General features: G+C 69.5%; 21 protein-coding genes. 13 read left to right on the top strand and 8 right to left on the bottom strand.

What is annotated here, in order from left to right; translation table 11 throughout:
- Both A9X05_RS03110 and A9X05_RS03115 read left to right on the top strand, forming a co-directional pair.
- The coding region (locus tag A9X05_RS03110; protein WP_067779117.1) for an alpha-(1->3)-arabinofuranosyltransferase family protein at positions 1-3,404 on the top strand (3,404 nt) is incomplete at its 5' end.
- An 87-nt stretch (positions 3,405-3,491) separates the two neighbouring features.
- On the top strand, positions 3,492-4,931 hold the full coding sequence (locus A9X05_RS03115) for a lipase maturation factor family protein (RefSeq protein ID WP_067779120.1): 1,440 nt from the start codon (positions 3,492-3,494) through the stop codon (positions 4,929-4,931).
- Here A9X05_RS03115 and A9X05_RS03120 read toward each other — a convergent pair.
- Both A9X05_RS03120 and A9X05_RS03125 read right to left on the bottom strand, forming a co-directional pair.
- Positions 4,928-5,488 (bottom strand): hypothetical protein, encoded by a 561-nt coding sequence (locus A9X05_RS03120; protein ID WP_067779123.1) that lies wholly within the window; start codon positions 5,486-5,488, stop codon positions 4,928-4,930. The two genes, A9X05_RS03115 and A9X05_RS03120, sit on opposite strands and share 4 nt — an antisense overlap.
- Before the next feature lie 139 nt (positions 5,489-5,627).
- On the bottom strand, positions 5,628-6,098 hold the full coding sequence (locus A9X05_RS03125) for a hypothetical protein (RefSeq protein WP_067779127.1): 471 nt from the start codon (positions 6,096-6,098) through the stop codon (positions 5,628-5,630).
- Positions 6,099-6,210: 112 nt separating this feature from the next.
- Between A9X05_RS03125 and A9X05_RS03130 the strand changes: the two genes are divergently transcribed.
- Positions 6,211-6,582 carry a hypothetical protein gene (locus tag A9X05_RS03130; RefSeq protein ID WP_067779131.1) on the top strand — a complete coding sequence of 124 codons (372 nt, stop codon included), beginning with the start codon at positions 6,211-6,213 and terminating at the stop codon, positions 6,580-6,582.
- 1 nt (position 6,583) lies between these two features.
- On the opposite strand, the gene A9X05_RS03135 is transcribed toward A9X05_RS03130, so the two are convergent.
- Positions 6,584-8,230 carry an acetolactate synthase large subunit gene (locus A9X05_RS03135; protein ID WP_067779134.1) on the bottom strand — a complete coding sequence of 549 codons (1,647 nt, stop codon included), beginning with the start codon at positions 8,228-8,230 and terminating at the stop codon, positions 6,584-6,586.
- 79 nt (positions 8,231-8,309) lie between these two features.
- Between A9X05_RS03135 and A9X05_RS03140 the strand changes: the two genes are divergently transcribed.
- Positions 8,310-9,686 carry an NADP-dependent succinic semialdehyde dehydrogenase gene (locus A9X05_RS03140; RefSeq protein WP_067748230.1) on the top strand — a complete coding sequence of 459 codons (1,377 nt, stop codon included), beginning with the start codon at positions 8,310-8,312 and terminating at the stop codon, positions 9,684-9,686.
- 125 nt (positions 9,687-9,811) lie between these two features.
- On the opposite strand, the gene A9X05_RS03145 is transcribed toward A9X05_RS03140, so the two are convergent.
- The 3 genes from A9X05_RS03145 to A9X05_RS03155 form a co-directional block, all read right to left on the bottom strand.
- Positions 9,812-10,753, bottom strand: coding sequence for a R2-like ligand-binding oxidase (locus A9X05_RS03145; protein ID WP_067748233.1), 942 nt, complete (start codon positions 10,751-10,753; stop codon positions 9,812-9,814).
- Positions 10,750-11,442: a TetR/AcrR family transcriptional regulator gene (locus A9X05_RS03150; RefSeq protein WP_067748236.1), complete on the bottom strand. Its 693-nt coding sequence runs from the start codon at positions 11,440-11,442 to the stop codon at positions 10,750-10,752. The genes A9X05_RS03145 and A9X05_RS03150 overlap by 4 nt, the downstream gene beginning before the upstream one ends.
- A gap of 141 nt (positions 11,443-11,583) precedes the next feature.
- The gene (locus A9X05_RS03155; RefSeq protein WP_067748238.1) at positions 11,584-13,281 is read right to left on the bottom strand and encodes an acyl-CoA dehydrogenase family protein; all 1,698 of its coding nucleotides are present in this window, start codon (positions 13,279-13,281) and stop codon (positions 11,584-11,586) included.
- Positions 13,282-13,404: 123 nt separating this feature from the next.
- Between A9X05_RS03155 and A9X05_RS03160 the strand changes: the two genes are divergently transcribed.
- From A9X05_RS03160 to A9X05_RS03170, 3 genes are read left to right on the top strand one after another with little or no spacing between them, the layout of a single operon-like run.
- A complete protein-coding gene (locus A9X05_RS03160; RefSeq protein WP_067779136.1) occupies positions 13,405-14,385 on the top strand; it encodes a phosphotriesterase in 981 nt (326 codons plus the stop codon).
- The gene (locus A9X05_RS03165) at positions 14,378-15,859 is read left to right on the top strand and encodes an AMP-binding protein (protein WP_067748242.1); all 1,482 of its coding nucleotides are present in this window, start codon (positions 14,378-14,380) and stop codon (positions 15,857-15,859) included. The genes A9X05_RS03160 and A9X05_RS03165 overlap by 8 nt, the downstream gene beginning before the upstream one ends.
- 53 nt (positions 15,860-15,912) lie before the next feature.
- Positions 15,913-16,389: a YbjN domain-containing protein gene (locus A9X05_RS03170; RefSeq protein ID WP_067748244.1), complete on the top strand. Its 477-nt coding sequence runs from the start codon at positions 15,913-15,915 to the stop codon at positions 16,387-16,389.
- Here the strand turns inward: A9X05_RS03170 and A9X05_RS03175 are convergent.
- On the bottom strand, positions 16,386-17,567 hold the full coding sequence (locus A9X05_RS03175) for an acyltransferase (protein ID WP_156669884.1): 1,182 nt from the start codon (positions 17,565-17,567) through the stop codon (positions 16,386-16,388). The two genes, A9X05_RS03170 and A9X05_RS03175, sit on opposite strands and share 4 nt — an antisense overlap.
- 140 nt (positions 17,568-17,707) lie before the next feature.
- Between A9X05_RS03175 and A9X05_RS03180 the strand changes: the two genes are divergently transcribed.
- Together A9X05_RS03180 and A9X05_RS03185 are read left to right on the top strand one after the other, a co-directional pair.
- Positions 17,708-18,985, top strand: coding sequence for a DUF3068 domain-containing protein (locus tag A9X05_RS03180; protein WP_156669885.1), 1,278 nt, complete (start codon positions 17,708-17,710; stop codon positions 18,983-18,985).
- A gap of 8 nt (positions 18,986-18,993) precedes the next feature.
- The gene (locus A9X05_RS03185; RefSeq protein ID WP_067748255.1) at positions 18,994-20,733 is read left to right on the top strand and encodes a hypothetical protein; all 1,740 of its coding nucleotides are present in this window, start codon (positions 18,994-18,996) and stop codon (positions 20,731-20,733) included.
- Positions 20,734-20,784: 51 nt separating this feature from the next.
- Here A9X05_RS03185 and A9X05_RS03190 read toward each other — a convergent pair whose 3' ends face one another.
- Entirely contained in the window at positions 20,785-21,939 is a 1,155-nt protein-coding gene (locus A9X05_RS03190; protein ID WP_067779139.1) for a glycosyltransferase family 4 protein, read from the bottom strand.
- A 277-nt stretch (positions 21,940-22,216) separates the two neighbouring features.
- On the opposite strand from A9X05_RS03190, the gene A9X05_RS03195 reads away from it, so the two are divergent.
- From A9X05_RS03195 to A9X05_RS03205, 4 genes are all read left to right on the top strand, one after another.
- Positions 22,217-22,969: a class I SAM-dependent methyltransferase gene (locus A9X05_RS03195; protein ID WP_197498894.1), complete on the top strand. Its 753-nt coding sequence runs from the start codon at positions 22,217-22,219 to the stop codon at positions 22,967-22,969.
- A 106-nt stretch (positions 22,970-23,075) separates the two neighbouring features.
- A complete protein-coding gene (locus tag A9X05_RS03200) occupies positions 23,076-24,545 on the top strand; it encodes an aldehyde dehydrogenase (RefSeq protein WP_067755593.1) in 1,470 nt (489 codons plus the stop codon).
- A 268-nt stretch (positions 24,546-24,813) separates the two neighbouring features.
- Positions 24,814-24,945 carry a hypothetical protein gene (locus A9X05_RS32470; RefSeq protein ID WP_255369104.1) on the top strand — a complete coding sequence of 44 codons (132 nt, stop codon included), beginning with the start codon at positions 24,814-24,816 and terminating at the stop codon, positions 24,943-24,945.
- An 89-nt stretch (positions 24,946-25,034) separates the two neighbouring features.
- Positions 25,035-25,460 (top strand): TetR/AcrR family transcriptional regulator (locus A9X05_RS03205; RefSeq protein WP_156736223.1); only part of this gene is annotated, 426 nt, incomplete at its 3' end.

A 25,460-nucleotide genomic window follows, 5' to 3' on the forward strand; every position in this document is an offset into this window, starting at 1 on the left:
GCGGCACCGACAGCTGGACCCCGTACGTGGCGCCGACCGCGACCGCCGGTGCGCCGCTGGTGACCGGGTCGGCGGCCGTCCTGGCCACCTGCCTGGTCGCGGCGGCCGGGCTTGCGGGGCTGGCGAGTCCGGCGATGCCGCCCCGCGGGCGGTTGGTGACCATGCTGGTGGCCGGGGTGGTGCTGATGGCCGCCGGCTACAGCGGCGGGCTCGGCTCGCCGGTGGCGCACGCGGTGCAGACGTTCCTGGATGCCGGCGGCGCGCCGCTGCGCAACGTGCACAAGCTGGGGTCGGTGGTCCGGATCCCGATCGTGCTGGGCGTCGCCCAGGTGTTGGGCCGGGTCCCGCTGCCCGGGTGGGGGCCCGCCTCCCGATGGCTGCGCGCGTTCGCCCATCCAGAGCGCGACAGCCGGGTGGCCGTCGCGATCGTCGTGCTGACGGCGCTGCTGGTGAGCACCTCCCTGGCGTGGACGGGCCGGCTGACCCCGCCCGGCACCTTCAGCGCGATACCCCGCTACTGGCAGGAAACCGCCGACTGGCTCGACCGGCACAACACGGGCACCCCGGTGCCCGGCCGGGTGCTGGTGGTCCCGGGGGCGCCGTTCGCCACCCAGGTGTGGGGCACCAGCCACGACGAGCCGCTGCAGGTGCTCGGCGGCAGCCCGTGGGGCGTGCGCGACTCCATCCCGCTGACGCCGCCGCAAACCATCCGGGCGCTGGATTCGGTGCAGCGCCTCTTCGCCGCCGGGCGCCCATCGGCGGGGCTGGCGGATACGCTTGCCCGCCAAGGTATTTCGTATCTGGTGTTGCGCAACGACCTGGATCCGGACACGTCGCGCTCGGCGCGGCCCATCCTGGTGCACCGCGTCGTCGACGGGTCCGCGGGCCTGCAGAAGGTGGCTCAGTTCGGCGAGCCGGTGGGCCCCGGCACCCTCGCGGGCTTCGTCGCCGACAGCGGCCTGCGGCCCAGATATCCGGCCGTCGAGGTCTACCGGGTCGCCGGCGGTTCCGGAGCGCCGTACTTCGCCGACGTCGACCGGCTGCCCCGGGTCGACGGCGGGCCGGAGGTGCTGCTGCGCCTCGACGAGCGGCGCCGGCTGCAGAATCAGCCGCCGTTGGGTCCGGTGCTGATGTCCGCCGACGCTCGCGCGGCCGACATTCCGGCGCCGACCGTGACCGTCACCGATACCCCGGTCTCCCGCGAGACCGACTACGGGCGGGTGGACCAGCATTCGTCGGCCGTCCGTGCGCCGGGCGACGCGCGGCATACCTACAACCGGGTGCCCGACTATCCCGTCCCGGGCGCGGACCCGGTCGTCGGCGCGTGGACCGGGGGCCGGATCACGGTGTCGAGCTCGTCGTCGGACTCCACGGCCATGCCCGACGTCGCGCCGGCGACCGCGCCCGTCGCCGCCATCGACGGCGACCCCGCGACCGCGTGGGTGTCCAACTCGCTGCAGGCGGCCGTCGGCCAGTGGCTGCAGGTCGATTTCGACCATCCGGTGACCAACGCGGCGCTCACCCTGACGCCGAGCGCCACCGCCGTCGGCGCCCAGGTGCGCCGCATCCTGATCGAGACGGCGACCGGTAGCACCACCCTGCGGTTCGACGAGCCCGGCAAGCCGCTCGCCTCCGCACTGCCCTACGGCGAGACGCCCTGGGTGCGGATTACCGCCGCGGGCACCGACGACGGCTCGCCGGGTGTGCAATTCGGCATCACCGACCTCTCGATCACCCAATACGACGCGTCCGGATTCGCCCACCCGGTCGAGCTGCGGCACACCGTGCGGGTCCCCGGGCCCCCGACCGGCTCGTCGATCACCGGCTGGGACCTGGGTTCGGAGCTGCTCGGCAGGCCGGGGTGCGCGACGGCGCCCGATGGCGTGCGCTGCGCGCCGTCGATGGCCCTGGCGCCCGAGGAGCCGGTCAATCTGAGCCGGACGCTGACCGTTCCGGCACCGATGTCGGTGACGCCGCTGGTGTGGGTAAGGCCGCGCCAGGGCCCCAAACTGGCCGACCTGATCGCCGAGCCGGGCACCACCCGGGCGAGGGGCGACTCCGACATGGTCGACGTCCTCGGCTCGACGTTTGCGGCGACCGACGGCGACCCGTCCACCGCGTGGACGGCGCCGCAGCGGGTGGTGCAGCACAAGACACCGCCCACGCTGACGCTTACCCTGCCCCGGCCCACCGAGGTCACCGGCCTGCGGCTGGTGCCCAGCCGCTCGGCGCTGCCCGCCCACCCGACGATGGTGGCGGTCGACCTGGGCGACGGCCCGCAGGTGCGTTCGTTGAAACCCGGTGAACCGCAGACACTTTCGCTGAACCCGCGAGTGACCGACAGCGTCACCGTGAGCCTGCTGAATTGGGAAGACGTCATCGACCGCAACGCGCTGGGCTTCGACCAGCTCAAGCCGCCGGGGCTGGCCGAGCTGTCGGCGCTCGGCGCCGACGGCAACCCGATCGCGCCCGCCGACGCCGCCCGCAACCGCGGGCGCGAGATCACGGTCGACTGCGACCACGGCCCGGTGATCGCGGTCGCGGGCCGGTTCGTGCACACATCGATCCGCACCACCGTGGGCGCGCTGCTCGGCGGCGAGCCCATCGCCGCGCGCGCGTGCGACCCCGACCCGGTCGCGCTGCCTGCGGGCCAACAGGAGCTGCTGATCAGCCCGGGCGCCCAGTTCGTCGTCGACGGCGCCGAGCTGACCTCGCGGGCGGCCGCCCCGGTCGCGCCCGCCGCCGTCGCGGTTCCGGTGTGGCGGGCGTGGGGGCCGGACCGGCGCGAGGTGCAGGCGCCGTCGTCGTCCACCTCGCGGGTGCTGGTCGTCCCCGAAAGCATCAACCCCGGCTGGGTCGCGCGCACCAGCAGCGGGACCCGGCTGACCCCGGTCGCCGTCAACGGCTGGCAGCAGGGCTGGGTGGTGCCCCCGGGGGACCCCGGCACCATCACGCTGACCTTCCCGTCCAACGCGCCCTACCGCGCGGGGCTCGCGGTGGGTCTGGCCTTGCTGCCGCTGTTGGCCCTGCTCGCGCTGTGGCGCACCCGCAGCAGGCGCGGCGACGATGCGCCCGCCCGGCCGTGGAACCCGGGGGCGTGGGCGGCGGTCGCGGTGGTGGCCGCCGCGGCGGTGATCGCCGGGGCGGCGGGCGTCGTCGTGGTGGGTGCGGCGTTGGGGCTGCGATACGCGCTGCGCCGCCGCTTCGACGGCGCCGCGATGGCGCTGAGCGCGGGCGGTCTGATCCTGGCCGGGGCCGTGCTTTCGCGCCATCCCTGGCGATCGGTGGACGGCTACGCCGGCCATTCCGCGAATGTGCAGCTGCTGGCGCTGATTTCGCTCGCGGCGCTCGCCGCGTCCGCGGTGGCGCTGCCCGATCGGGCCCGTGGGCCAGGTGACGAATAGCCGTCGAGGGTATTGGCTGGCCGTTTGCCGGCTGATTGACTGGATACGCGGGTCTGTGTGACCTACACCGTCCGAGGAGTTACGGCCATGGGCTGGTTTTCCGCACCCGAATATTGGCTGGGCAGAGAGGTGCTCGAGCGGGGCGCCGCGGTGGTCTACCTGCTTGCGTTCGTCGCGGCCGCGGCGCAGTTCCGGGCGCTCATCGGCGAGCACGGAATGCAGCCCATCCCGCGGTTTTTGGCCGGGCAGTCGTTCTGGCGGACCCCCAGCCTGTTTCACCTGCGGTACTCCGATCGCCTGTTCTCGGCGGTGTCCTGGTTCGGGGCGGCGCTGTCGGCGGCGGTCGTCGCCGGCGCGGCCGATGCCGTGCCGCTGTGGGCCGCGATGTTGATGTGGCTGACGCTATGGGTGCTCTACCTGTCGATCGTCAACGTCGGGCAGACCTGGTACGCGTTCGGCTGGGAGTCGCTGCTGCTGGAGACCGGCTTTTTGATGATCTTTCTCGGCAATTCCCAAGTGGCGCCGCCGGTGTTGACGCTGTGGATGGTCCGGTTGCTGCTGTTCCGGGTCGAGTTCGGCGCCGGGTTGATCAAGATGCGCGGCGACCCGTGCTGGCGCGACCTGACGTGTCTGTACTACCACCACGAGACGCAGCCGCTGCCCGGGCCGTTGAGCTGGTTCTTCCACCACCTGCCGAAGCCGCTGCATCGAATTGAGGTGGCGGGCAACCACTTCTCGCAGCTGATCGTGCCGTTCGGGCTGTTCGCGCCGCAACCGGTGGCCGGCGTCGCGGCGGCGATCATCGTCGTCACCCAACTGTGGCTGGTCGCGTCGGGCAACTTCGCCTGGCTCAACTGGGTGACGATCCTGTTGGCGTGCAGCGCCATCGACGACTCGTGGTTCAGGGCGCGCCTTCATCCGGCGTTCTCGGCGACGCCGGTGTGGTTCGCCGCGCTGGTGATCGCGTTCACCGCGGCGGTGTTGTTCATGAGCTACTGGCCGGTGCGCAATATGTTGTCCAAACGGCAGCGAATGAACATGTCGTTCAACTCTTTTCATTTGGTCAATACCTACGGCGCGTTCGGCAGCATCGGTCGCGTTCGCCGCGAGGTGGTGATCGAAGGCACCGACGAAGCTCACCCCACCGAGCAGACCGTCTGGAAGGAATACGAATTCAAGGGCAAGCCCGGCGCGGTGCGCCGGCTCCCCCGCCAGTGGGCGCCGTATCACCTGCGGCTGGACTGGCTGATGTGGTTCGCCGCTATCTCGCCCGCCTACGCGCAGCCGTGGCTGACGCCGTTGCTGCAGCGACTGCTGCGCAACGACCGGCCCACACTGCGCTTGTTGCGGCGCAACCCATTTCCGGATGCGCCGCCGCGTTACGTGCGCGCGCTGCTGTACGAATATCGCTTCACGACGCCCGCCGAGCTGCGCCGTGAGCGAGCCTGGTGGCATCGAACGCTGATCGGCGGGTACGTCCGGCCGATGGCGCTGGCGGCGGCGGATTCCGTAACAGGACGGGGCTAACGGGCCGCGGGCTCGTCGAGCAGTTGCAGACGCGCGTCGAGCAGACGCGGGTAGTACCAGTAGTAGCCGGCGAGATATGCGAACGCCACCGCCAGCAACAGGCTTCGCAACGTGAAATGCTTTGCGTCACCGATGAAGCCGAAAACCTGCACCGAAACGAGAATCCAGCAAGCGGTGATCATCAGTTTGGCGGAACCCGCGATCGAGTCGCGGGCCCGCTCGATCAGTTGCCTCGCCGCGTCACGCGTTGCCGGATCCTCGGGAAGGGCGCCCGAACGCATCGCCTCGGACACGTGGCGACATTCGGCGAATGACAGCGTTCCGAGTGTGGGCCGCAGCCCCGCCATGCGGCGCACCGAGCCGAGCGCGGTGGCCAAGCCGATCACCAGTGCGACAATCGCGACGGTGATCCACCACGGTGCGCTGGTCCAGTGCGACCGGGACGGCCCGCTGGGGTAGTCGCCGATCATCACGAGCGGTGCCAGGCCCAGCATCACCGCCAGGGCGTACAACGGCCACTGCAGCCACCAGGGTCTCAGCGACAGCCACAACGACACAGACGAAACCTTAGCGAAGCGCGGCCCAGGCTATGCCGCGTCGGGATGACCAGGTGGACTCAAACCACCAAACCAGCCACCCCACGGACAGAAAGACCTGCACACTCGCGCAAAGATCTGCGTATTTGGGGCGATGCCCTCAACTCAGGTCCTCGACCAGAATGTCGTTGACCGTCTTGAGATCCTCAATCGCCTGGTGCGCATACGAGTCCGCCAGATTTAGATCGACCGGGGTGGAGTTCGGCCCCAACGACATGCACATGTGCATCGCAGTGTGAAAGTCGTTGATCTGCTTTTGCAAGGCGGTGGTCAGGGCGGGGTCCGGCGTGGGCAGGTGGGCCTGCAGGCCGATGGCTTGTTCGTCGTGGACCGCCGAGCAGGCCGCCCGTAGAGCGTTGATGTCGTTGGCTTCGATCGCGTCGACTGCCGCCTGCATGAACTTCGTCGTGTGCGCCAGGTGCTCTTCGGCCTGCGAATACCACTCCGGAACGCCGGGGTAGACGGCGCCCGCCGTCCCCGCAGGCGCCACCGCGAACAGGGCCACCGCGAACAGGGTCTCCGCAGCAGCGGCGCCACCCAACCGCTTGTGGAGGTGCCGGGTCGGCCTCATGTCTTAAGGCTCCGCGCCCGGCGACCCGATCGATAGGGCCTTCGGGCCCGTCCTGTGATGTGAGGACTTAAGCCCCTCGCCACATCGGCGGCGCGCGGCGAAGGATCCGACCATGAGACCAGCGATCGCGGGGTTGGCAACCCTGCTGGCGCTCTCCGGCTCGCTGTGGACAGCGGACCTCATGCTCGGTCCGGGTACCGCCCACGCCGTGTGCTCCACGAACAACGGCGGTAATCAGCCGCCCGAGTGCGCGCCGCCCGAGGGACCGCCGGCTTGCTACACCTCACACATCTGCAGCCAGATGTGGTGCCCGAACCTGGGCGAGATGCGCCGGATGCCGGACTGGGACCGCAACGTCTGCCACACCTATTACTTCGCGCCCGACTCCGGCCTGCCCGCGCTCATTGTGCAAGGGCAGCCGCCGGGATTGCGGCTGCCGCCGAACACGGGCGTCTGTCCGCCGTTGGCCTGGATGTGCCCGTGAATCACAGCGTCTCGTCCAGCTCGCCCAGCCGATCGGTCAGCCGCAAATTCTCCGAGTAATCGACCGGGCAGGCGATCACCGAGACGCCGTCATCCGCTAAGGCGGCCCGCAGCGTCGGCAGCAGTTCCTCGGCATGAGAGATCCGATAACCCTTGGCGCCAAAACTTTCCGCGTACTTCACCACGTCGGGGTTGCCGAACTTCACGTAGTAGTGGGCCCCGAGTTCGAGGTCCATCTTCCACTCGATCAGGCCGTAACCGCCGTCCTCCCAGATCAGCACCACCAGCGGTATCCGCTCGCGGACGGCGGTCTCGATCTCCTGCGAGTTCATCAGGAACGCGCCGTCACCGACGACGGCCAACACCTTCGACTCTGGTCGGGCCAGCTTGACGCCGAGTGCACCCGGCAGCGCAAACCCCATGGTGGACAAGCCGTTTGACACCAGACAGGTATTGCACTCGTACGTCGGGTAGAGCCGCGCCATCCACATCTTGGTGGCGCCGGTGTCCACCAGGACCACGTCGCTGCGGCCCAGCGCCGCCCGCGTGTCGGCCACCACCCGAGCCGGGGCCAGCGGATAGCGTGAATCCTCTTGCCCCCGAGCGAATTCCTCGGCGAGCAGGCCGTGCCCCGGAACCTCCGGATCGGCCTCGTAGGCGTGGCCGTCCAGCCCGTCCGTCAGCGCATCCAGGGAAGCGCTGATGTCGCCGATGATCCCGACGTCCACCGAATAGTGGGCGTCGACCTCGGCCGGGAACCGGTGGATGTGGATGATCTTCTTGTCGGCCTGCGGGTTGATCCGGACGGGGTCGAACTCTTGCAGCTCGTAGCCCACGGCGATCACCACGTCAGCGTTGTCGAAGCCGAAGTTCACGTAGTCATGCCGCATGAACCCGAGGGTTCCGATGCTGTTGGGGTGGTCATCGGGCATGACACCCTTGCCGTGGAAGGTGTTGGCGACGGGGATGCCGAATTCCTCGGAGAACCGCACCAGGGCCGCGGTGGCGTTGCCGCGCGCGGCGCCGTGCCCGGCCAGCACCACCGGCCGCTTGGCCTGGCGCAGGATGTCGACCGCGCGCTCCACCTGGCCGGGTGCGGGCGCGTCGGCGCGAACGACGTTGCGCGGCAACGGCGTCAAGTCATAGTCGGTTTCGTCGGCGTCGATGTGCTCGGGGACGGCCACGTACACCGCCGACGGGCGTTCGGTCTCGGCGACCTTGAACGCCTTGCGGAACATCTCGGGGATGGCGCGCGCGGTCGGGACTCCGGCGGCCCACCGGGTGATGGGCGCGAACATCGACACCAGGTCGACGTACTGGTGCGACTCCTTGAACTCCCGGTCGTGGCCCACTTGCGCGGAGATCGCGACCAGCGGGGTGCTGTTGGTGGTGGCGTCGGCCACCCCGAGTTGCATGTTGATCGCGCCGGGGCCCAGAGTGCTCGAGACCACCGCCGCCCGCCCGGTGACGCGCCCGTACATCTCGGCCATGAAGGCCGCGCCCTGCTCGTGCCGGGTGAGCACGTAGCGGATGCTGGACGCGGCCAGCGCCTGCACGAAGCGGATGTTCTCCTCCCCCGGCAGTCCGAACACCACGGAAACACCCTCGTTTTCCAGGCACTTGACCATCAGTTCGGCGGCTTTACTCATCCGGCACCTCCCTTGGGGGAACGATAGTGGCAGGCTGGGTGTTGGACCTCTTACCAACCCCGAAGCGAAGGATTGCAGCGTGCCCATCGCCACGATCAACCCGGCCACCGGCGAGACGGTGAAGACCTTCACCCCGGCAACCGACGAGGAAGTCGACGCGGCCATCGCCCGCGCGTACGCCCGGTTCCAGGACTACCGCCATAACACCACCTTTGCCCAGCGCGCGCAGTGGGCAAACGCGACCGCCGACCTCTTGGAGAAGGAGGCCGACGACGTCGCCGCGATGATGACCCTGGAGATGGGCAAGACGCTCAAGTCGGCCAAGGCCGAGGCGCTCAAGTGCGCCAAGGGCTTTCGTTACTACGCGGAGAACGCCGAACAGCTTCTGGCCGACGAGCCGGCCGACGCGCAGGCGGTCGGCGCCAAGCGGGCCTACACCCGCTACCAACCGCTCGGGGTGGTGCTGGCCATCATGCCGTGGAACTTCCCGCTGTGGCAGGCCGTCCGGTTCGCCGCGCCGGCCCTGATGGCCGGCAACGTCGGCATCCTCAAGCACGCCTCGAACGTGCCGCAGTCCGCGCTCTACCTGGCCGACGTCATCGCCCGCGGCGGCTTCCCCGACGGCTGCTTCCAGACGCTGCTGGTCTCGTCCAGTGCCGTCGAGCGCATCCTGCGCGACCCGCGGGTCGCGGCCGCCACCCTGACCGGCAGCGAGCCGGCCGGGCAGTCGGTCGCGGCCATCGCCGGTGACGAGATCAAACCCACCGTGCTCGAGCTCGGCGGCAGCGACCCGTTCATCGTCATGCCGTCGGCGAACCTGGACGAGGCCGCCAAGACCGCGGTCACCGCGCGCGTCCAGAACAACGGCCAGTCCTGCATCGCGGCGAAGCGGTTCATCGTTCACACCGACATCTACGACGCGTTCGTCGACAAGTTCACCGAGCGGATGCAGGCGCTCAAGGTGGGCGACCCGACCGACCCGGACACCGACGTGGGCCCGCTGGCCACCGAGTCCGGCCGCGACGACATCGTCAAGCAGGTGGACGAAGCGGCCGCGGCGGGCGCCACGATCCGGCTCGGGGGCAAGCCCATCGACGGGCCGGGCTGGTTCTACCCGCCGACGGTGGTCACCGACATCACCAAGGACATGGCGCTCTACACCGAAGAGGTGTTCGGACCGGTGGCCTCGATGTACCGGGCCAAGGACATCGACGAAGCGATCGAGATCGCCAACGCCACGACGTTCGGGTTGGGCTCCAATGCCTGGACCAACGACGAGGCCGAGCAGCAGCGCTTCATCGACGACATCGAGGCCGGCCAGGTCTTCATCAACGGCATGACGGTGTCCTACCCCGAGCTGGGGTTCGGCGGCGTCAAGCGTTCCGGGTACGGCCGCGAGCTCGCCGGCCTCGGCATCCGCGCGTTCGTCAACGCCAAGACGGTGTGGGTCGGTTAGTGGCGATCGCAAGCGCGGCGTAGCCGGGCGCTGGGGGCACCTCCCGCTTGCGGGGGACGGGTCGCCACCATCGGCGACGTCGACGCCGGTGACGACGCCGGCGGCAGCAAGGTCGAATAGCCGCCTCAGGCGGACGCGGCGGCCAGGGCCTTCTCGTCCTCGTCGGCGAAGGTGTCCTCGAGCTGCAGCGGCGAGTAGTCCAGGTCGATCTCTTCCAGCGGCCGCCCGCGGGCGCTGGAGATGGTGCCGAAGCGGCGCATGCCCTTGTCGGCCGCGTACTGCATGAACTCGTCCACCGACAGGCCGAACGGCATCGGGTCGTACAGGGAGAAGCCCTCCTCGATGAGGCGCAACCCCAATGGCATCAGCTCGTTCATGCGCGTCTCGAAGACGCCCCAGTTGGCGTCGTCGGCGGCGACGTGGCGGCGGCAGGTGAAGGTCCCCCACGCCATGTGGCGCCGTTCGTCGTCGCCGATCCGGCGGACCAACTCCTGCATGCCGGGCAGGATGCCGCGCTCCACGCAGATCTTGTGCCAGCCGAAGTAGCCCGTGAGCGCCAGCATCCCTTCGACCATGTGGTTGTAGGTCACCGAGGCCCGCACCTGCGCCGCCGGTGAGGGGTCGACCGACAAGGCGTTGAGGCAGTCGGGCAGCTCCTCGTAGAAGATCGTCCGATAGGTGGGGATGTCGTCGAGGTACTGATGCAAGTCGTCGGTGACGCCGACGGCGTCGAGCCACATGCGGAACACCTGGACGTGCTTGGCTTCCTCGAAAGCGAACTGCGTCAAGTACATTTCGTCGCCGAGGCGGCCCTCGACCCGCATCGCCGACATGAACGGCTGGATGTCCTCGGTCACCGCTTCCTCACCGGCGATGAACTCGGCGCACAGCCGGATGGCGTAGTGGCGTTCGTCGTCGGTCAGCCGCTCCCAGTCGGCGCGGTCGCGGGAGAAGTCGATGTCGGCCGGGTTCCAGAACTTCGCGTTGCCGCCGGCGAACAGCCGCAACGGCAGACTGTCCCAGTTGAGGCCCCCCTTGACCATCGAGCCCGAATGCGTGCGTGTCATGTCATCTCCTCGGATTGTTGTGGGGCTGAGCGGACGGGCGGGCGCGGCGCCGCAGCGAAGGCCGCCGCCAGCACCCCGACAAGCCGGCGCACGGCCAGCGCGGGCTGTTCGGGGGTGGGTTCGTCGAGCCCGAGAATCGGGTCCAGGCCGCGCATGTAGGGCGCCAGCGCCAGGTGCGGAAATATCAACAGCAGCAACGACAACAGCGCGTCGGTGTCCGAGTCGGCACGCAGATCCCCGCGCGCCTTCGCGTCGCGAACGAGCGGCCGCATCACCTCCAGGTAGTGCCGGTGGATGACGTTCTGCACGCTGACCCGGGCCTCGGTGTCGACTTCCAGGGTCGCCGCGGCGTGCAGCGCCCGTTCGTGCGGGTGGTCGGCGAAGTAGGCCACCCACGCGTCGAGCCAGTCGGTCAGGAAGTCGAAGAACGGCCGGCTCGGGTCCAGCTCGCGGATGCGGTCTTCCGTGTACGCCCGCACCCGCTGGCTGGCGATGTCGGCGATGAACGCGAACAGGTCGCGCTTGTCCGCGAAGTACTGGAAGAGGCTGCCTTTCGCGACGCCGGCCCGCCGGGCGATGACGTTGAGGCTGCCTCGGGAAAACCCGTGCGCTCCGAATTCCTGTTCCGCGGCGTCGATGATGGCGGCGCGGCGGGCGGGGTCCACCCGTGCCCAAGTCACCGTTGGCAATGCGGCCTCCTAGCGTCGATGACCACTGGTCATATTACGGTGAGCTGCGTCACAGTCAAGGGTAGGCCGGTTGTCATCCTGCCGAACGTCACGCTGGCGTGACGCCGCCTCCCGAGCGTCACGCCAGCGTGACGCTCGCGCCTAGGGCCGCATCTGGTAGGCGCCGTTGATCGGCTGGATGTGTTCCTTCCAGACCTGGTCGTAGCGCGTGTGGTCGAACACCGGGCGCCGGATCATCCGCATCGCGAAGCGGGCCTGCGCGTCGGTCGTGGCGGACTTGTCGGCCAGCTCGACGGCATAGCCGTTGAAGTCGCGCACCAGCACGGCGAAGATCTCGTCGATCAGCGCCTCGTCCACTCCGGACAACGGGGCCTCCTCCAAGATCAGCTGGGCGTAGGGCACCGTGGCGAACAGCTGCCCAACCCCGAACGCAAAATCGATGTCCCTCTGCTGAGCGGCGTCGGGGGTGGCGCTGGCCAGCATCTCGGCCAGCACGTCGATCTGCTCGCGCAGCAGCGCGACATTAGGTAGATGCGCGTAGCTTTCGAACGGCGCCCGCCAATCGTGGAAACGCACCTTGCCCAAGCCCCCGGTCGGCCCCTGGTTGAACAGGAACGAGTCGTCGACCGCGTCGTCGCGGCGGCCGATCAACGGCAAATCGCCGTTCGGCGCGAACAGGTAATTGGGCATGAACTTGGCCAGCAACCCGATGTTGATGTGCACCGTGCCTTCGAGCCTTGGCAGCAAACCGATTTCGCGGGTCATGGCCTCGAAGATGGTGTCCTTCTCGACGCCCTTGGCGGCGATCACGTCCCATAGGGCGGTGATCACCCGCTCGCCTTCGCTGGTGATCTTGGCTTTGGTCAGCGGGCTGTAGAGCAGGTATCGGCGGTCGTCGGCCGACGCACTGCGCATGTAGTCGCAGGCGCGGGTGGCGACCAGCTTCATCGCGATCAGCCGAACGTAGGCGTCGGTGAGCAGCCGCCGCACATGGCTGAAGTCGGTGACGACGGTGCCGTACAAGACGCGGTTGGAGGCGTGGGTGACCGCCTCGTACATGGCGTGCGTGCACATGCCGACCGCGCCCCAGCCCAGGTTGTACTTGCAGACATTGACGGTGTTCAGGGCCGCGTGGAACGCCCCTTGGCCTCGGTGCAGGATGTCGGCCTCGGTGACCGGGTAGTCGCGCAGCGCGTAGTTGGCGACGTAGTTCTGCGAGTTCACCACGTTCTTGATCAGGTCGTACCGATCGTGCTGGGAGTCGGCGGTGAAGAACACGTACTCGTCGGAGCCCGCGATCTTGCCGAAGGTCGAGACCATCCGCGCCACGTTCGCGTTACCGATGTAGTACTTCTCGCCGCTCGCGGTCCAGCCGTGTTCTGACGGCGTCAGGATCATGTCGGTCTGGTAGACATCGGCGCCGTGGGTCTGCTCCGACAAGCCGAACGCGAACACCTCGCCGGCCTCGAGTTGCGCGGCGGCCTTGCGCTTGGCGTCGGTGTTGTCGCTCATCCAGATCGGGCCCAGACCCAGCGCCGTCACCTGGAAGGGGTACCAGTAGTTGAGTCCGTAGAAGCCCACGATCTCGGCGAACTCGCTGATCCGGTAGGTGTCCCATCGGCAGTCGTCGGCGCCGTACTCGGACGGCGTCAGGAGTGAGGCGAAGATGCGCTCGCGGCCGATGTGGTCCAAAAACTCGGAATACCACACGCGTTCGTGGTCGTCATGCTTCAGCCGCGCCTTGCCCCGCGACTCGAAGAAGTCGACCGTGGCGGCCATGATCTCTCCGGAACGACGATCCGGGTACTGGCGTTGCAGGTTGTTGGGATTGAGCAACATGGCAGGACTCCCTGGGTTCGGCCAAAGACGAGGGTGACGGTACTGCACCGCGGGGGCCGTCGGGGCGGACCGGAACAAATCGGCACTGTTGTCCGACCACCGAGTCGACCTAGCATCAGTGGAGTGTCAGCACTCAATACCGCCCGCGGCGCCATCGATACCTCCGATCTCGGCGTGACGCTCATGCACGAGCACGTGTTCATCATGACCACCGAGATCGCGCTGAATTACCCCGATGCGTGGGGCGACGAAGAAAAGCGCGTGGCCGACGCCATCGATCGGCTCAACGAGCTGAAGTCCCGCGGGGTCGACACGATCGTCGACCTGACCGTGATCGGCCTGGGCCGCTACATTCCACGCATCGCGCGCGTCGCGGCGGCCACCGAGCTGAATATCGTTGTGGCGACGGGTCTTTACACCTACAACGACCTCCCGTTCCGGTTCCACTACGAGGGCCCCGGCGGCTTGCTGGGCGGCCCGGAAATCATGACCGACATGTTCGTCCGCGACATCGAGCAGGGCATCGCCGACACCGGCGTCAAGGCCGGGATCCTCAAGTGCGCCACCGACGAGCCGGGCATCACCCCAGGCGTCGAGCGGGTGCTGCGCGCCGTCGCCCAGGCGCACAAGCGCACCGGGGTGCCGATCTCCACGCACACCCACGCCGGGTTGCGCCGCGGTCTCGAACAGCAACGCATCTTCGAGGAGGAGGGTGTCGACCTGAGCCGAGTGATCATCGGGCACTCCGGTGACAGCACCGACATCGGGTACCTCGAAGAGCTCATCGCCCCGGGTTCCTATCTCGGCATGGACCGGTTCGGACTCGACGTGATCTCGCCGTTCGAAGAACGGGTCAAGATCGTGGCGCAGATGTGCGAGCGCGGGCATGCGGACAAGATGGTGCTCTCCCATGACGCCAACTGCTACTTCGACGCGCTACCCGAAGAGTTGGTGCCGCAGATGGCACCGAACTGGCACTACCTGCACATCCACAACGACGTCATCCCCGCGCTCAAAGAGCGCGGAGTCACCGACGAGCAACTGAAGACCATGCTGGTGGACAACCCCCGCCGCATCTTCGAGCGGCAGGGCGCATATGAGTGAGCCGGTCCCGCCGATCGGCACCCAGATCGCGGCCCTGGCCGAACTCGCGCCCGACGAGCCCGCCGTCACCTGCGACGGTCTGACGCTCACCCGCGCCGAACTCGACGCCTCGACGAACCGGTTGGCCCGCGCCTACGCCGACCGCGGCGTCGGCGTCGGCGACTACGTGACCATGGTGCTGCCCAACTCCGTGGAGTGGGTCCAGGCGGCGGTGGCGTGCTGGAAGCTGGGCGCCGTACCGCAGCCGCTGTCGGCGCGGTTGCCCGCCACGGAGCTGCAGGGGCTGCTGGACCTGCGGCCACCGGCATTGCTGGTAGGGCGCGAGCATCCCGAAATACCGAGCGTGCCAACCGGTTTCACGCCAGGCCCGGAATTCTCCGACGCACCGTTGCCGGAAGCGGTGTCGCCGGTGTGGAAGGCGATGGGCTCCGGCGGCAGCACCGGCCGGCCCAAGCTCATCGAGTCCGCCGGCGACACCCGGATACCCGCGGCCATCGGCTACCCGCTGGGCGCGCAGCCCGGCGACACGACGCTGGTGCCGATCCCGCTGTCCCACAACACCGGGTTCACCACCGCGACCATCGCGCTGCTGATGCGCCATCACCTGGTGGTGATGAGCCGGTTCGACCCGCACCAATTCCTGCGGCTGATCACCGACCACCGCGTCACGTTCCTGACCACGGTGCCCACGATCATGCAGCGAACGCTGCCGGTCTATCACGCCGATCCCAAGTCCTACGATCTGTCGTCGCTGCGCCGGTTCTGGCACATGGGGGCGCCGTGCCCGCCGGCCATCAAGCAGGCCTGGATCGACCTGCTGGGCCCCGAGGTCGTCTGGGAACTCTACGGCGGCACCGAATTACAGGCGCTCACCTTCATCTCCGGGGACCAGTGGCTGACCCACCGCGGGTCGGTCGGCGTGGTGGTCGCCGGGGAAATGCAGGTGCTCGACGACGACGGCAACCCGTGCCCGCCCGGCGTGGTCGGCGAGATCTACATGCGGCCCGGGCCCGGCAGCGCGCCCACCTACCGCTACGTCGGAGCCACCGCCAAGTCCCGCGACGGCTGGGATTCCCTTGGGGATCTTGGCCATTTCGATGCCGACGGCTTCCTCTACCTGTCGGACCGCCGGGTGGACATGTTCACCGTGGGTGGCCGCAACGTCTACCCGGCCGAGATCGAGAACACCTTGTCGGCGCACCCCGACGTGCTGTCCTGCCTCGTCGTCGGCGTGCCCGACCCGAATTCGGGCGACCTGGGCCAGGTGCCCTACGCGCTGGTGCATGCGGCGGACGGTTCCACGCTGGACGCCGCGGGCGTCCAGGAGTTCCTGCGCGACCGCATCGCGGGATACAAGGTGCCGGCGTTCGTCGAATTCGTCGATGTGCCGCTGCGCGACGACGCCGGCAAGGCCCGGCGATCGGCGGTGCGCGCCGAGATCATCGAGCGGCTGGGGGCGGCAGCGCCCGGCTGACCCGGCTGACCGGCACCAAGAATCCTCCAAGCCCGCGGCCCCACCATCGGGGCATGCAGATCGAACCCTTGAGCACCGAGCTGATCGAACGCTATCTGCGATCGCGCGAGCTGCGGTTCTTCCGCAGCGACGACGGCGAGGAGTTCATGATGCTGCCCAGCTACGAGCGCGGCAGGCTGCACGTGAACCTTCGGATCAACGGGTTGCGGCGGGACATCTTCGAGATCTCGATCAGCCCCGCCGGTCACTACGACGCGACCGAGCGGCCCCGGCTGATGGAACTGGTCAACGACTGGAATCGCGAAACGCATTGGCCCAAGGCGTTTGTGCGCGAGACCGCCGTGCCGACCCAAGTGAGCGTGGTCGGTGAGAACGCCTACCTGCTGACCGACGGCATCCACGTCGAGGCCCTGGGCACCCTGGTCCGGTCCACCGTCGAGTACGGGGCCGACCTGTTCAAGAAGATCGAGCGGGCCATCTGCCTGCCGTCCGCGGACACGCTCGAGGAGTGGATGGACCGCACCGGTTAGGGCGCGATCGCGTCCGCCTCGGCGTCGGCGGCTTCGTCGATTTCGGCGTGCCGCTCTCGTTTCTCCCAGCGCCGCAACGCTTCTCGGCAGGGCGATTCGACCAGCCCGTAGCTGACCGCGGCGATCGCCCACCCGAAGAGCAACGTCAGCGCCAGCACCTCGGGCATCCGGCCGGTGAACGCGAACGTCCCGAGCACCGGGAACACCATGGCCAGCGCTGCCAGGTGCCACACGAACAGGCCGTAGGACCACCGCCCGAGCGTCACCATGACGGTGCTGCCGAGCAGCCGGTGCGGCGTGTCGATCCGGTCGAGTACCAGGGGGGCGACCAAGGCGAACGCCACCAGCGAGCCCGCCGCCGTCTTCACCGCGAACTGCGTTGCGGTGCCGGGAATCAGGCCCTCGGGCCCGGCAAGCGGGGACGCCGCCAGCAGATAAGCCAACACGGCGACGACGGCCATCACGACACGGTGCCGCGCCAACCGCGCCGGCAGGTCGATCGGGCTGTGCACCCATTCCGCCAGCAGCATGCCCGCGGCGAACCAGGAGAAGAACGCCGGCGGCCAGTTGAGCGGGTTGGTGCCGGACCCGGAATGGATGGGCACCCAGCCCCACGCCCAGCTCAGCGCCGCCAGGGCGGCGATCGCCGGGACCCGCGCGCCCACCGGCAGGCGCCGGGCCAGCAGCGCCAGGATCGGCAGGGCCAGATAGAAGCTGACCTCGACCGAAAGGCTCCACATCTGCGTCAGCCCCCCGGTCAGGGTGAGGGGCACATAGATCTGGGTGAGGGTCAGGTTGGCCAGCCACACGGTCGGGCTGGCGTGATCGGCGTCGGGTAGCAGCGACAGGATTACGACGACGGCCACCAGGTAGGCGGGCATGATGCGCACCACCCGGGACCGCAGGTAGTGGCCCGTGCGGGGCCGCGGCTGCAGGCCGCGCGCCGCCGCGGCGTGCCCGCGCCACAGCAGAAAACCGGACAGCGCGAAGAACACCGCGACCGCCAGGTCGAAGCGGCCGAACAGCCGGCCGGTGATCCCGCTGGAGTGCCCGGTCTGGAACGCGACGTGGGTGACCACCACGCCCATGGCCGCGCACGCGCGCATCCCCTCCACCGCGGGCAGGAAGCTGCGGACTCCGCCCACCCGTTGGCCATCGGTCACCCCCACAGTTTGCATCTGCGGCGTTGGGGAACGAATGGGTAGACCCGAAGGACCGGGCAGCAGGTTCGTAAGCCGAGGCCTTACGTTCGGCTGTTAGGGTCAAACGGGTTTGCGGCTGACGGCGCATTAAGACAGCACTAGGAGGGCACAGCAACGTGAACCGAGCAGTCATGTTGCGGTTCGCCGCATGCGGGATCATCGGACTGGGCGCCGCCCTGCTGATCGCCGCGCTGCTGTTGTCGACCTACACCACCAGCCGGATCACCAAGGTTCCGCTCGACATCGACGCCACGCTGATCAGCGACGGCACCGGAACCGCGCTCGACGCCGCGTCACTGTCGACGGATCACGTCGTCGTCAACCAGAACGTGCCGCTGGTGTCCCAGCAGCAGATCAGCGTCGAGTCACCCGCGAACGCCGACGTGGTCACGCTGCAGGTCGGTAGCTCGGTGCGGCGCACCGACAAGCAGAAGGACAGCGGCCTGCTGCTGGCGATCGTCGACACCGTCACCCTCAACCGCAAGACGGCGATGGCCGTGTCCGACGACACCCACACCGGCGGCTCGGTCCAGAAGCCGCGCGCCTTCAACGACGAGAACCCGCCCACCGCGATGCCGCTGCGGCACGACGGCCTGGCCTACCGGTTCCCGTTCCACACCGAGAAGAAGACGTACCCCTATTTCGATCCGATCGCGCAGAAGCCGTTCGACGTCAACTACGACAGCCAAGAGGACGTCAACGGCCTGACCACCTACAAGTTCACCCAGAACATCGGCTACAACGCCGACGGCAAGCTGGTGGCCCCCGTGGCGTACCCGTCGCTGATGGCCGGCAACGAGGACGCCAAGCAGACCACGTCGGCGTCGATGTGGGGCATCCAGGGCGGTGACCCGAACGAGCAGATCACCATGACCCGCTACTACGCCGCGCAGCGGACCTTCTGGGTGGACCCGGTGTCGGGCACCATCGTCAAGGAGACCGAGCACGCCAACCACTACTTCGCCCGCGATCCGCTCAAACCGGAGCTGACGCTGGCCGACTACAAGGTCACCTCCAACCAGGACACCGTCGAATCGCAGGTCAACGCCGCCCGCGACGAACGGGACCGGCTCTCGCTGTGGTCGCGGGTGCTACCGATCACGTTCACCGCGGTCGGCCTGATCGCGCTGGTCGCCGGCGGCCTGCTCGCCTCGTTCAGCCTGCGGACCGAGAGCGCGTTGACCGATCCAGGCCTGGACCGGGGTGACCAGGACTTCTTCGGCCGCAGCGGGCTCGAGGAGCCGGTGCCCGGCGCCGAGGCCGAAACCGAGAAGCTGCCCACGCAGCGCCCCACGGCGCGCGATGATCCCGACGCGGAAGCGCCCACCCTGGGCTCCGACGAGCCGCCCGAATCCGGGCCGCCCGAGCCCACCAGCCCGCCCGAACGGGAATAGCCCGCCGCGTGCGCTGGACCCGGCCCGGGTACGCGCTGGTCTTGGCGCTTCTGGTGGTCGGGCCGCTGCTCAAACCCGGTTACCTGCTGCTGCGCGATGCGGTGTCCACGCCGCGGTCGTTTGTGTCGGATACCGCGCTGGGGCTGACGGCGGCGCCGCGGGCGACGCCGCAAGACTTCGCGGTGGCGCTGGCCTCACACGTGCTGGACGGCGGCGTCGTGGTCAAAGCCCTGCTGGCGCTTGGGCTCTGGCTCGCCGGATGGGGTGCGGCCCGGCTGGTCGCGACGGCGTTGCCCGACGCGGGCATGGCCGGCCAGTTCGTCGCCACCACCCTGGCGATCTGGAACCCCTACGTCGCCGAGCGGCTGCTCCAGGGCCACTGGAGCCTGCTCGTCGGTTACGGCTGCCTGCCCTGGGTCGCGACGACCATGCTGGCGCTGCGGGCGGGCGCCGGCTCGTTGCTCGGCCTGGCCTTCTGGATCGCGCTGGCCGGGCTGACGCCGACCGGCCTGCTGCTCGCCGCGACGGTCGGGCTGGTGTGCGTCGCCGCCCCCGGGGCGGCCCGGCCCCGCTGGCGGTGCGCCGCGGTGGCGCTGGGCGCCGCGGTGGTGGCGGCGCTGCCCTGGCTGACCGCGGCGGTTCTGGGCGCGTCGCTGTCCTCTCACTCGGTGGCGAACACGCTGGGCGTGGCCGCGTTCGCGCCGCGCGCCGAGCCGGGTCTGGGGACGCTCGGCAGCCTGGCCGGCCTCGGCGGGATCTGGAACGGCGAGGCGGTGCCGATTTCGCGGACCACCCTGTTCGCGGCCGCGTCGGCCGTCGTGCTGCTTGGGGTGGTGGCGGCCGGGGTGCCGACGGTGTTGCGCCGCCCGGCGGCGCGTCCGCTGCTGGCGCTGGCGGCGGCGGCCGTGCTGGTGCCGGCCGCGCTGGCCACCGGCCCGGGCCTGCACCTGCTGGGCGCGGTGGTCGACGCCGTCCCCGGCTTCGGGGTGCTGCGGGACGGACAGAAGTGGGTGGCGCTGGCCGTGCCGGGATACGCGCTGGCGGGCGCGGGAGCGGTGGTGACGCTGCAGAGGTGGCTGTGGCCGGCGATCATGGCGCCGGTCTGCTGCCTCGCGCTGATCTTCGCGCTGCCCGACCTCGCCTGGGGCGTGTGGGGCCAGGTGTCCCCCGTGCAGTATCCGCGCGGATGGGCCGCGGTGGCCGCAACGATCAACGAGCGGCCCGCGACGGTGGCGGTGTTGCCGGCCGGCACGATGCGGCTCTACAGCTGGTCGGGCCGCGCGCCGGTGCTGGATCCGCTGCCCCGCTGGGTGCGCGCCGACGTGCTGAGCACGGGCGACCTGGCCATCTCGGGGACCGTGATCCCCGGCGAGGGCAGCCGCGCCCGCGCGGTGCAGCAGTTGCTGCTGGCCGGTCCCGATCCGGCCGCCCTGGCCCCGGCCGGGGTGGGCTGGCTGGTCGTCGAGTCGGACACCGCGGGCGACATGGGGGCGTCCGCCCGCACCCTCGATGCGTTGACCGCGGCCTACCGCGACGACGACATCGCGCTCTACCGAATCGGCGGCGACACCGCCGGGGTGTCCGCCGGCGCGCGCACGGCGACGCTGATCGCACACCTGGCGTGGCTGGCGGCGCTGATCGTGGGCGGCGCCGGCGCGCTGGTCGGCGCGTGGCGCTCGCGCACCGCAGCGGTTCGGCGACACTTAAACGACGGCGGCGACACGCCGATAAAGGACGCTCAGGATTGAGTCTCGCGGGCCGGCGCTTGGGGGTCGACTCTCGCGGCCCGGCTCTTGGCGCTACACCAGACCACTGATCGGGTGGCCGGTCCGCACGGCGTCGAGGACCGTCCGCATGGCGTCGGCGCTTTGCCGCCAAGAGAATTCGCCGCTTCGGGTGTGGGCCTTGGCGCCGAGCTGGTCACGCAGCACCGGATCGGAAAGCAGCTCCTCGAGGCGGTCCACCAGCTCGGCGTGGGTGTCCACCAGGATCCCGGTCACCTCGTCGACGATCGAATCCGACAGCCCGCCCGATGATCGGTAGCCGATGGTCGGCACCCGGTGCTGGGCCGCCTCGACGACCGCCAGCCCCCAACCCTCCTTGCGCGAGGGCAGCAGCTGCACCCAAGCGCTTTGCAGCACATGGTGTTTGGTGACGTCGTCGACGTGACCATGAAAGGTCACCGCGCCCGAGATGCCCAGCCGGCCGACGTGGTCGACGAGCCGCTGTCGCCACCAGCCGTCGCCCACGATGTCGAGGTGCAGACCCGGCAGGCGCGGCCGCAGCCGCGCGACCGCCTCCAGCGCGTCCTCGATCTGCTTGTGCGGCACCAGCCGCGACAGCACCACCACCCGTGGCGCGGCGGCACGCGGGCCGGACAGCGTTCGCGCCGGGGCCTCGTCGAGGCCGTTGCGGACCACCGCGATGTGCGCGTTGTCGACCCCGAGCGTCACCAGGTCGCGCGCCGACGGCAGCGAGACCGTCACGTATTGGTTGCGGCGGTTCAGCCACGGCGACAGCCTCGACTCGACGAACCAGCCGAGCCGGCCGAGCACCGGGCCGGCCACCGGCCACTGTTCGCGGTGGCAGTGGTGCACCAGCACCACCACCCGGCGGCCGTACACCAGCCGGGCGAGGAACGGCAGGCCGTTCTGGGTGTCGACGACCACGTCGGGCCGCACCCGCCGCAGCGGCCCGAGCCCCAGTCGCGCCGCGGCCATCGCGAGCAGGGCCCAGACGTAGACGGAGTAGCGGCCGCCCGCGCGGTCGATGCGCACACCGTCGACCACTTCCCGGCGCGGCGCGCCGGGGTAGCGGGCGGTGCGCAGCGTGACGGCGATGCCGGACGCGGCCAGCTGCGCGCCGATGCGCTGCAAGTAGGCCTCGCTGCCGCCGCCCTGCGGGTGACCGGTATCGCGCCAGCACAGCAGGAGCACGGAGCGCAGACCAGACATCACTGGTCAGCCTAGCCCGGCGGCGCCCCCTCGGGGGCCGGCGACCCCGCCGGCCACTTCCGCCACACGGGTCCCCGCCAGGAGGGAGCGTGCGGTTGCCCGCCTCGCAGCGACAATTCGGGCGACCGGGCGCCGCGCCGCGCGTTGTCGCTGTGAGGTGGGCACTTCGGGTGCCGTCCGGGCCAGGGACGAAAGTGACTGATGTGACGAACCGCGGCGACCGCGCGCCGGCGCTGCGTAGGGTTGGTCGGTGGCCGTGACCCCGGATCCCACCCGAGTGTTCGCGCGGCGGGCGACCCTGGGCCGCGCGCTGCGGCTGCTGTCCGAGTTCCGCTTCGAGCAGTCGGACCCCGCCCGGTTCTACGGCGCGCTCGCGGCGGACACCGCCGCGATGGTGGGTGATCTCTGGCTGGCCACGCACGGCGAATCCCCGGCCGGGCGCACCCTGCTCGACGTCGGCGGCGGGCCCGGTTACTTCTCGGCCGCGTTCGCCGACGCCGGGATCCGCTACCTGGGCGTCGAACCCGACCCGAGCGAGATGCACGCGGCCGGGCCCGTCCCCGCCGGGCGCGCCGGGAACTTCGTGCGCGCCTCCGGCATGGCCCTGCCGTTCGCCGACGGCTCGGTGGACATCTGCCTGTCGTCCAACGTCGCCGAACACGTGCCGCGGCCGTGGCGGCTTGGCGCGGAGATGCTGCGGGTGACCAAGCCCGGCGGGCTGGCCGTGCTCTCCTACACCGTCTGGCTGGGCCCCTTCGGCGGGCACGAAATGGGCCTGAGCCACTATCTCGGCGGGGCGCGCGCCGCCAGGCGCTACGCCCGCAAACACGGGCATCCGGCCAAAAACGACTACGGGTCGTCGTTGTTCGCCGTGTCCGCGGCCGACGGCCTGGCGTGGGCCGCGGACACCGGGGCGGCCGTGGCCGCATTTCCCCGCTACCACCCCCGATGGGCGTGGTGGCTGACCTCGGTCCCCGTGCTGCGGGAGTTCCTGGTGAGCAATCTGGTGCTGGTCCTGCAACCCCAATAGTGAAACGTGTTCTCGTTTCGCGTCGGCTTGGGTAGGGTGGCGCCCATGCGCGCCGGCGACGATAAGCACGGCAGCGCAATCTAAAAGGGTAGGAGGAGCGGCGCAGATGGCCGACAGCAAGACCGAATACGACAAGCTTTTCATCGGCGGCAAGTGGGCTGAGCCGTCGACCGACGAAGTGATCGAGGTGCGCTGCCCGGCCACCGGCGAGTACGTCGGAAAGGTGCCGCTGGCGGCCGCCGCCGACGTCGACGCCGCGGTCGCCGCGGCGCGCGCGGCCTTCGACAACGGGCCCTGGCCGACCACCCCGCCAAAGGAGCGCGCGGCCGTGATCGCCAACGCGCTCAAGCTGATGGAGGAGCGCAAGGACACGTTCACCCAGCTGCTCGCGGCCGAGACGGGCCAGCCGCCGACCGGCGTCGAGACGATGCACTGGATGAGCTCGATCGGGGCGCTCAACTTCTTCGCCGGCCCGGCCGTCGACCAGGTCAAGTGGAAAGACATCCGCACCGGCGGCTACGGGCAGAGCATCGTCTATCGCGAGCCGATCGGCGTGGTGGGCGCGATCGTCGCGTGGAACGTGCCCCTGTTCCTGGCCGTCAACAAGCTGGGCCCGGCGCTGCTCGCCGGCTGTACCGTCGTGCTCAAGCCGGCCGCCGAAACCCCTTTGAGCGCAAACGCTTTGGCGGAGGCTTTTGCCGAGGCCGGACTGCCCGAGGGCGTGCTGTCGGTCGTGCCGGGCGGGATCGAGACCGGACAGGCGCTGACGTCCAACCCGAACGTCGACCTGTTCTCCTTCACCGGCAGCTCGGCGGTCGGCAAGGAGATCGGCCGGCGCGCCGCGGACATGCTCAAGCCGTGCACCCTGGAGCTCGGCGGCAAGTCGGCGGCCATCGTGCTCGACGACGTCGACCTGCCCTCCGCCATCCCGATGCTGGTGTTCTCCGGGATCATGAACACCGGCCAGGCCTGTGTGGCCCAGACCCGCATCCTGGCGCCACGCTCGCGGTACGACGAAATCGTGGACGCGGTAAGCACTTTCGTGCAGGCGCTGCCGGTGGGCCTGCCGACGGACCCGGCCGCCCAGATCGGCTCGCTGATCTCGGAGAAGCAGCGGGCCCGGGTCGAGGGCTACATCGCCAAGGGCATCGAGGAGGGCGCGCGGCTGGTCTGCGGCGGCGGCCGTCCCGAGGGCCTGGACAGCGGCTTCTTCGTGCAGCCGACCGTCTTCGCCGATGTCGACAACAAGATGACGATCGCCCAGGAGGAGATCTTCGGGCCGGTGCTCAGCATCATCGGATACGACACCGAGGAGGACGCGATCAAGATCGCCAACGACTCCGTGTACGGCCTGGCCGGCAGCGTGTGGACCTCCGACATCGACCGCGGCATCGCGGTCTCGGAGAAGATTCGCACCGGGACCTACGGGATCAACTGGTACGCCTTCGACCCTTGTTGCCCGTTCGGCGGCTACAAGAACTCCGGCATCGGCCGCGAGAACGGCCCCGAAGGCGTGGAGCACTTCACCCAGCAGAAGAGCGTGCTCATGCCGATGGGCCACACGATCGAGGGCTGACGCTCCGACTACCGGGCGCGCACTCCCCGCGGGCGAAACCCGCGGGGAGTGCGCGTTCGACGTTGATGCCCGGCGCACTAGCGCCAAATTATGCAAAAAAGCATAGAAAACCCCTTGTGACGGTCCTGTAAATCAGGAGCGGCATCCCGCCCGCTTCGGCATTTCCCGTGCTTCCGGGTTTACATAGGGGATAAAACTTGCTTACTGGACCGCTGTCTTATATGCTTCTCAGCATAATCATGGTCGGCGCTTAGGCCGGGAGAGAATCATGTGGATCATCGAGCTGAACATCGGCGGCTATCAATTCACCCGCGAGGTGCCCGACCTGAAGCGCCGGAATTTCCGCTTCAGCCCGCGCAGCATGCATTGGCCGGCACTGCGGCATTCCCACGCTGCATGACGTTGGCCCCGGGAGGCACGAGAGTGGCGACCACGAGCGAATCTGTGCAGGATCTCACCCCGACGAAGCGTGGCGGCACGCGCAGGAAGATGTTGGCCAGCGCCGCCGAGGTGATGCGTGAACGGGGCGCCGCGGGAGTGACGATCGACGCGGTGCTCGCCCGCAGCGGCGCGCCGCGCGGCTCCGTCTACTACCACTTCCCCGACGGCCGCAATCAGATCCTGATCGAGGCACTGCGCTACTCCGGGGACTCGATCACCGCGATGATCGACGACGCCGCCGAGCAGGGCGCCCGGGTACTCCTGGGCAAGTTCGTCGAATTCTGGGAGCGCCTGCTGACCGAGGGCGGCTTCAACGCCGGCTGCCCCGTGGTGGCCGCGGCGATCGGCTCGGACGACGACGACGCCACGCTTTCCGCCGAGGCCGCCGCGATCCTGGGCCGCTGGTGCGCCGCGCTGACCCGGGCCTTCACCCACGACGGCTTCGACGAGCCGTGCGCCGCCTCGCTGGCGGTG

It is taken from the genome of Mycobacterium sp. E3298 (assembly GCF_001666895.1).
Taxonomy (GTDB): Bacteria; Actinomycetota; Actinomycetes; order Mycobacteriales; family Mycobacteriaceae; genus Mycobacterium.

Excerpts from the sequence above, each read along its gene's own strand:
- A9X05_RS03115 (WP_067779120.1), top strand. The coding sequence starts at position 3,492 with ATGGGCTGGTTTTCCGCACCCGAATATTGGCTGGGCAGAGAGGTGCTC.
- A9X05_RS03125 (WP_067779127.1), bottom strand. The coding sequence starts at position 6,098 with ATGAGGCCGACCCGGCACCTCCACAAGCGGTTGGGTGGCGCCGCTGCT.
- A9X05_RS03130 (WP_067779131.1), top strand. The coding sequence starts at position 6,211 with ATGAGACCAGCGATCGCGGGGTTGGCAACCCTGCTGGCGCTCTCCGGC.
- A9X05_RS03135 (WP_067779134.1), bottom strand. The coding sequence starts at position 8,230 with ATGAGTAAAGCCGCCGAACTGATGGTCAAGTGCCTGGAAAACGAGGGT.
- A9X05_RS03145 (WP_067748233.1), bottom strand. The coding sequence starts at position 10,753 with ATGACACGCACGCATTCGGGCTCGATGGTCAAGGGGGGCCTCAACTGG.
- A9X05_RS03155 (WP_067748238.1), bottom strand. The coding sequence starts at position 13,281 with ATGTTGCTCAATCCCAACAACCTGCAACGCCAGTACCCGGATCGTCGT.
- A9X05_RS03165 (WP_067748242.1), top strand. The coding sequence starts at position 14,378 with ATGAGTGAGCCGGTCCCGCCGATCGGCACCCAGATCGCGGCCCTGGCC.
- A9X05_RS03170 (WP_067748244.1), top strand. The coding sequence starts at position 15,913 with ATGCAGATCGAACCCTTGAGCACCGAGCTGATCGAACGCTATCTGCGA.
- A9X05_RS03175 (WP_156669884.1), bottom strand. The coding sequence starts at position 17,567 with ATGCAAACTGTGGGGGTGACCGATGGCCAACGGGTGGGCGGAGTCCGC.
- A9X05_RS03190 (WP_067779139.1), bottom strand. The coding sequence starts at position 21,939 with ATGTCTGGTCTGCGCTCCGTGCTCCTGCTGTGCTGGCGCGATACCGGT.
- A9X05_RS03200 (WP_067755593.1), top strand. The coding sequence starts at position 23,076 with ATGGCCGACAGCAAGACCGAATACGACAAGCTTTTCATCGGCGGCAAG.
- A9X05_RS32470 (WP_255369104.1), top strand. The coding sequence starts at position 24,814 with ATGTGGATCATCGAGCTGAACATCGGCGGCTATCAATTCACCCGCGAG.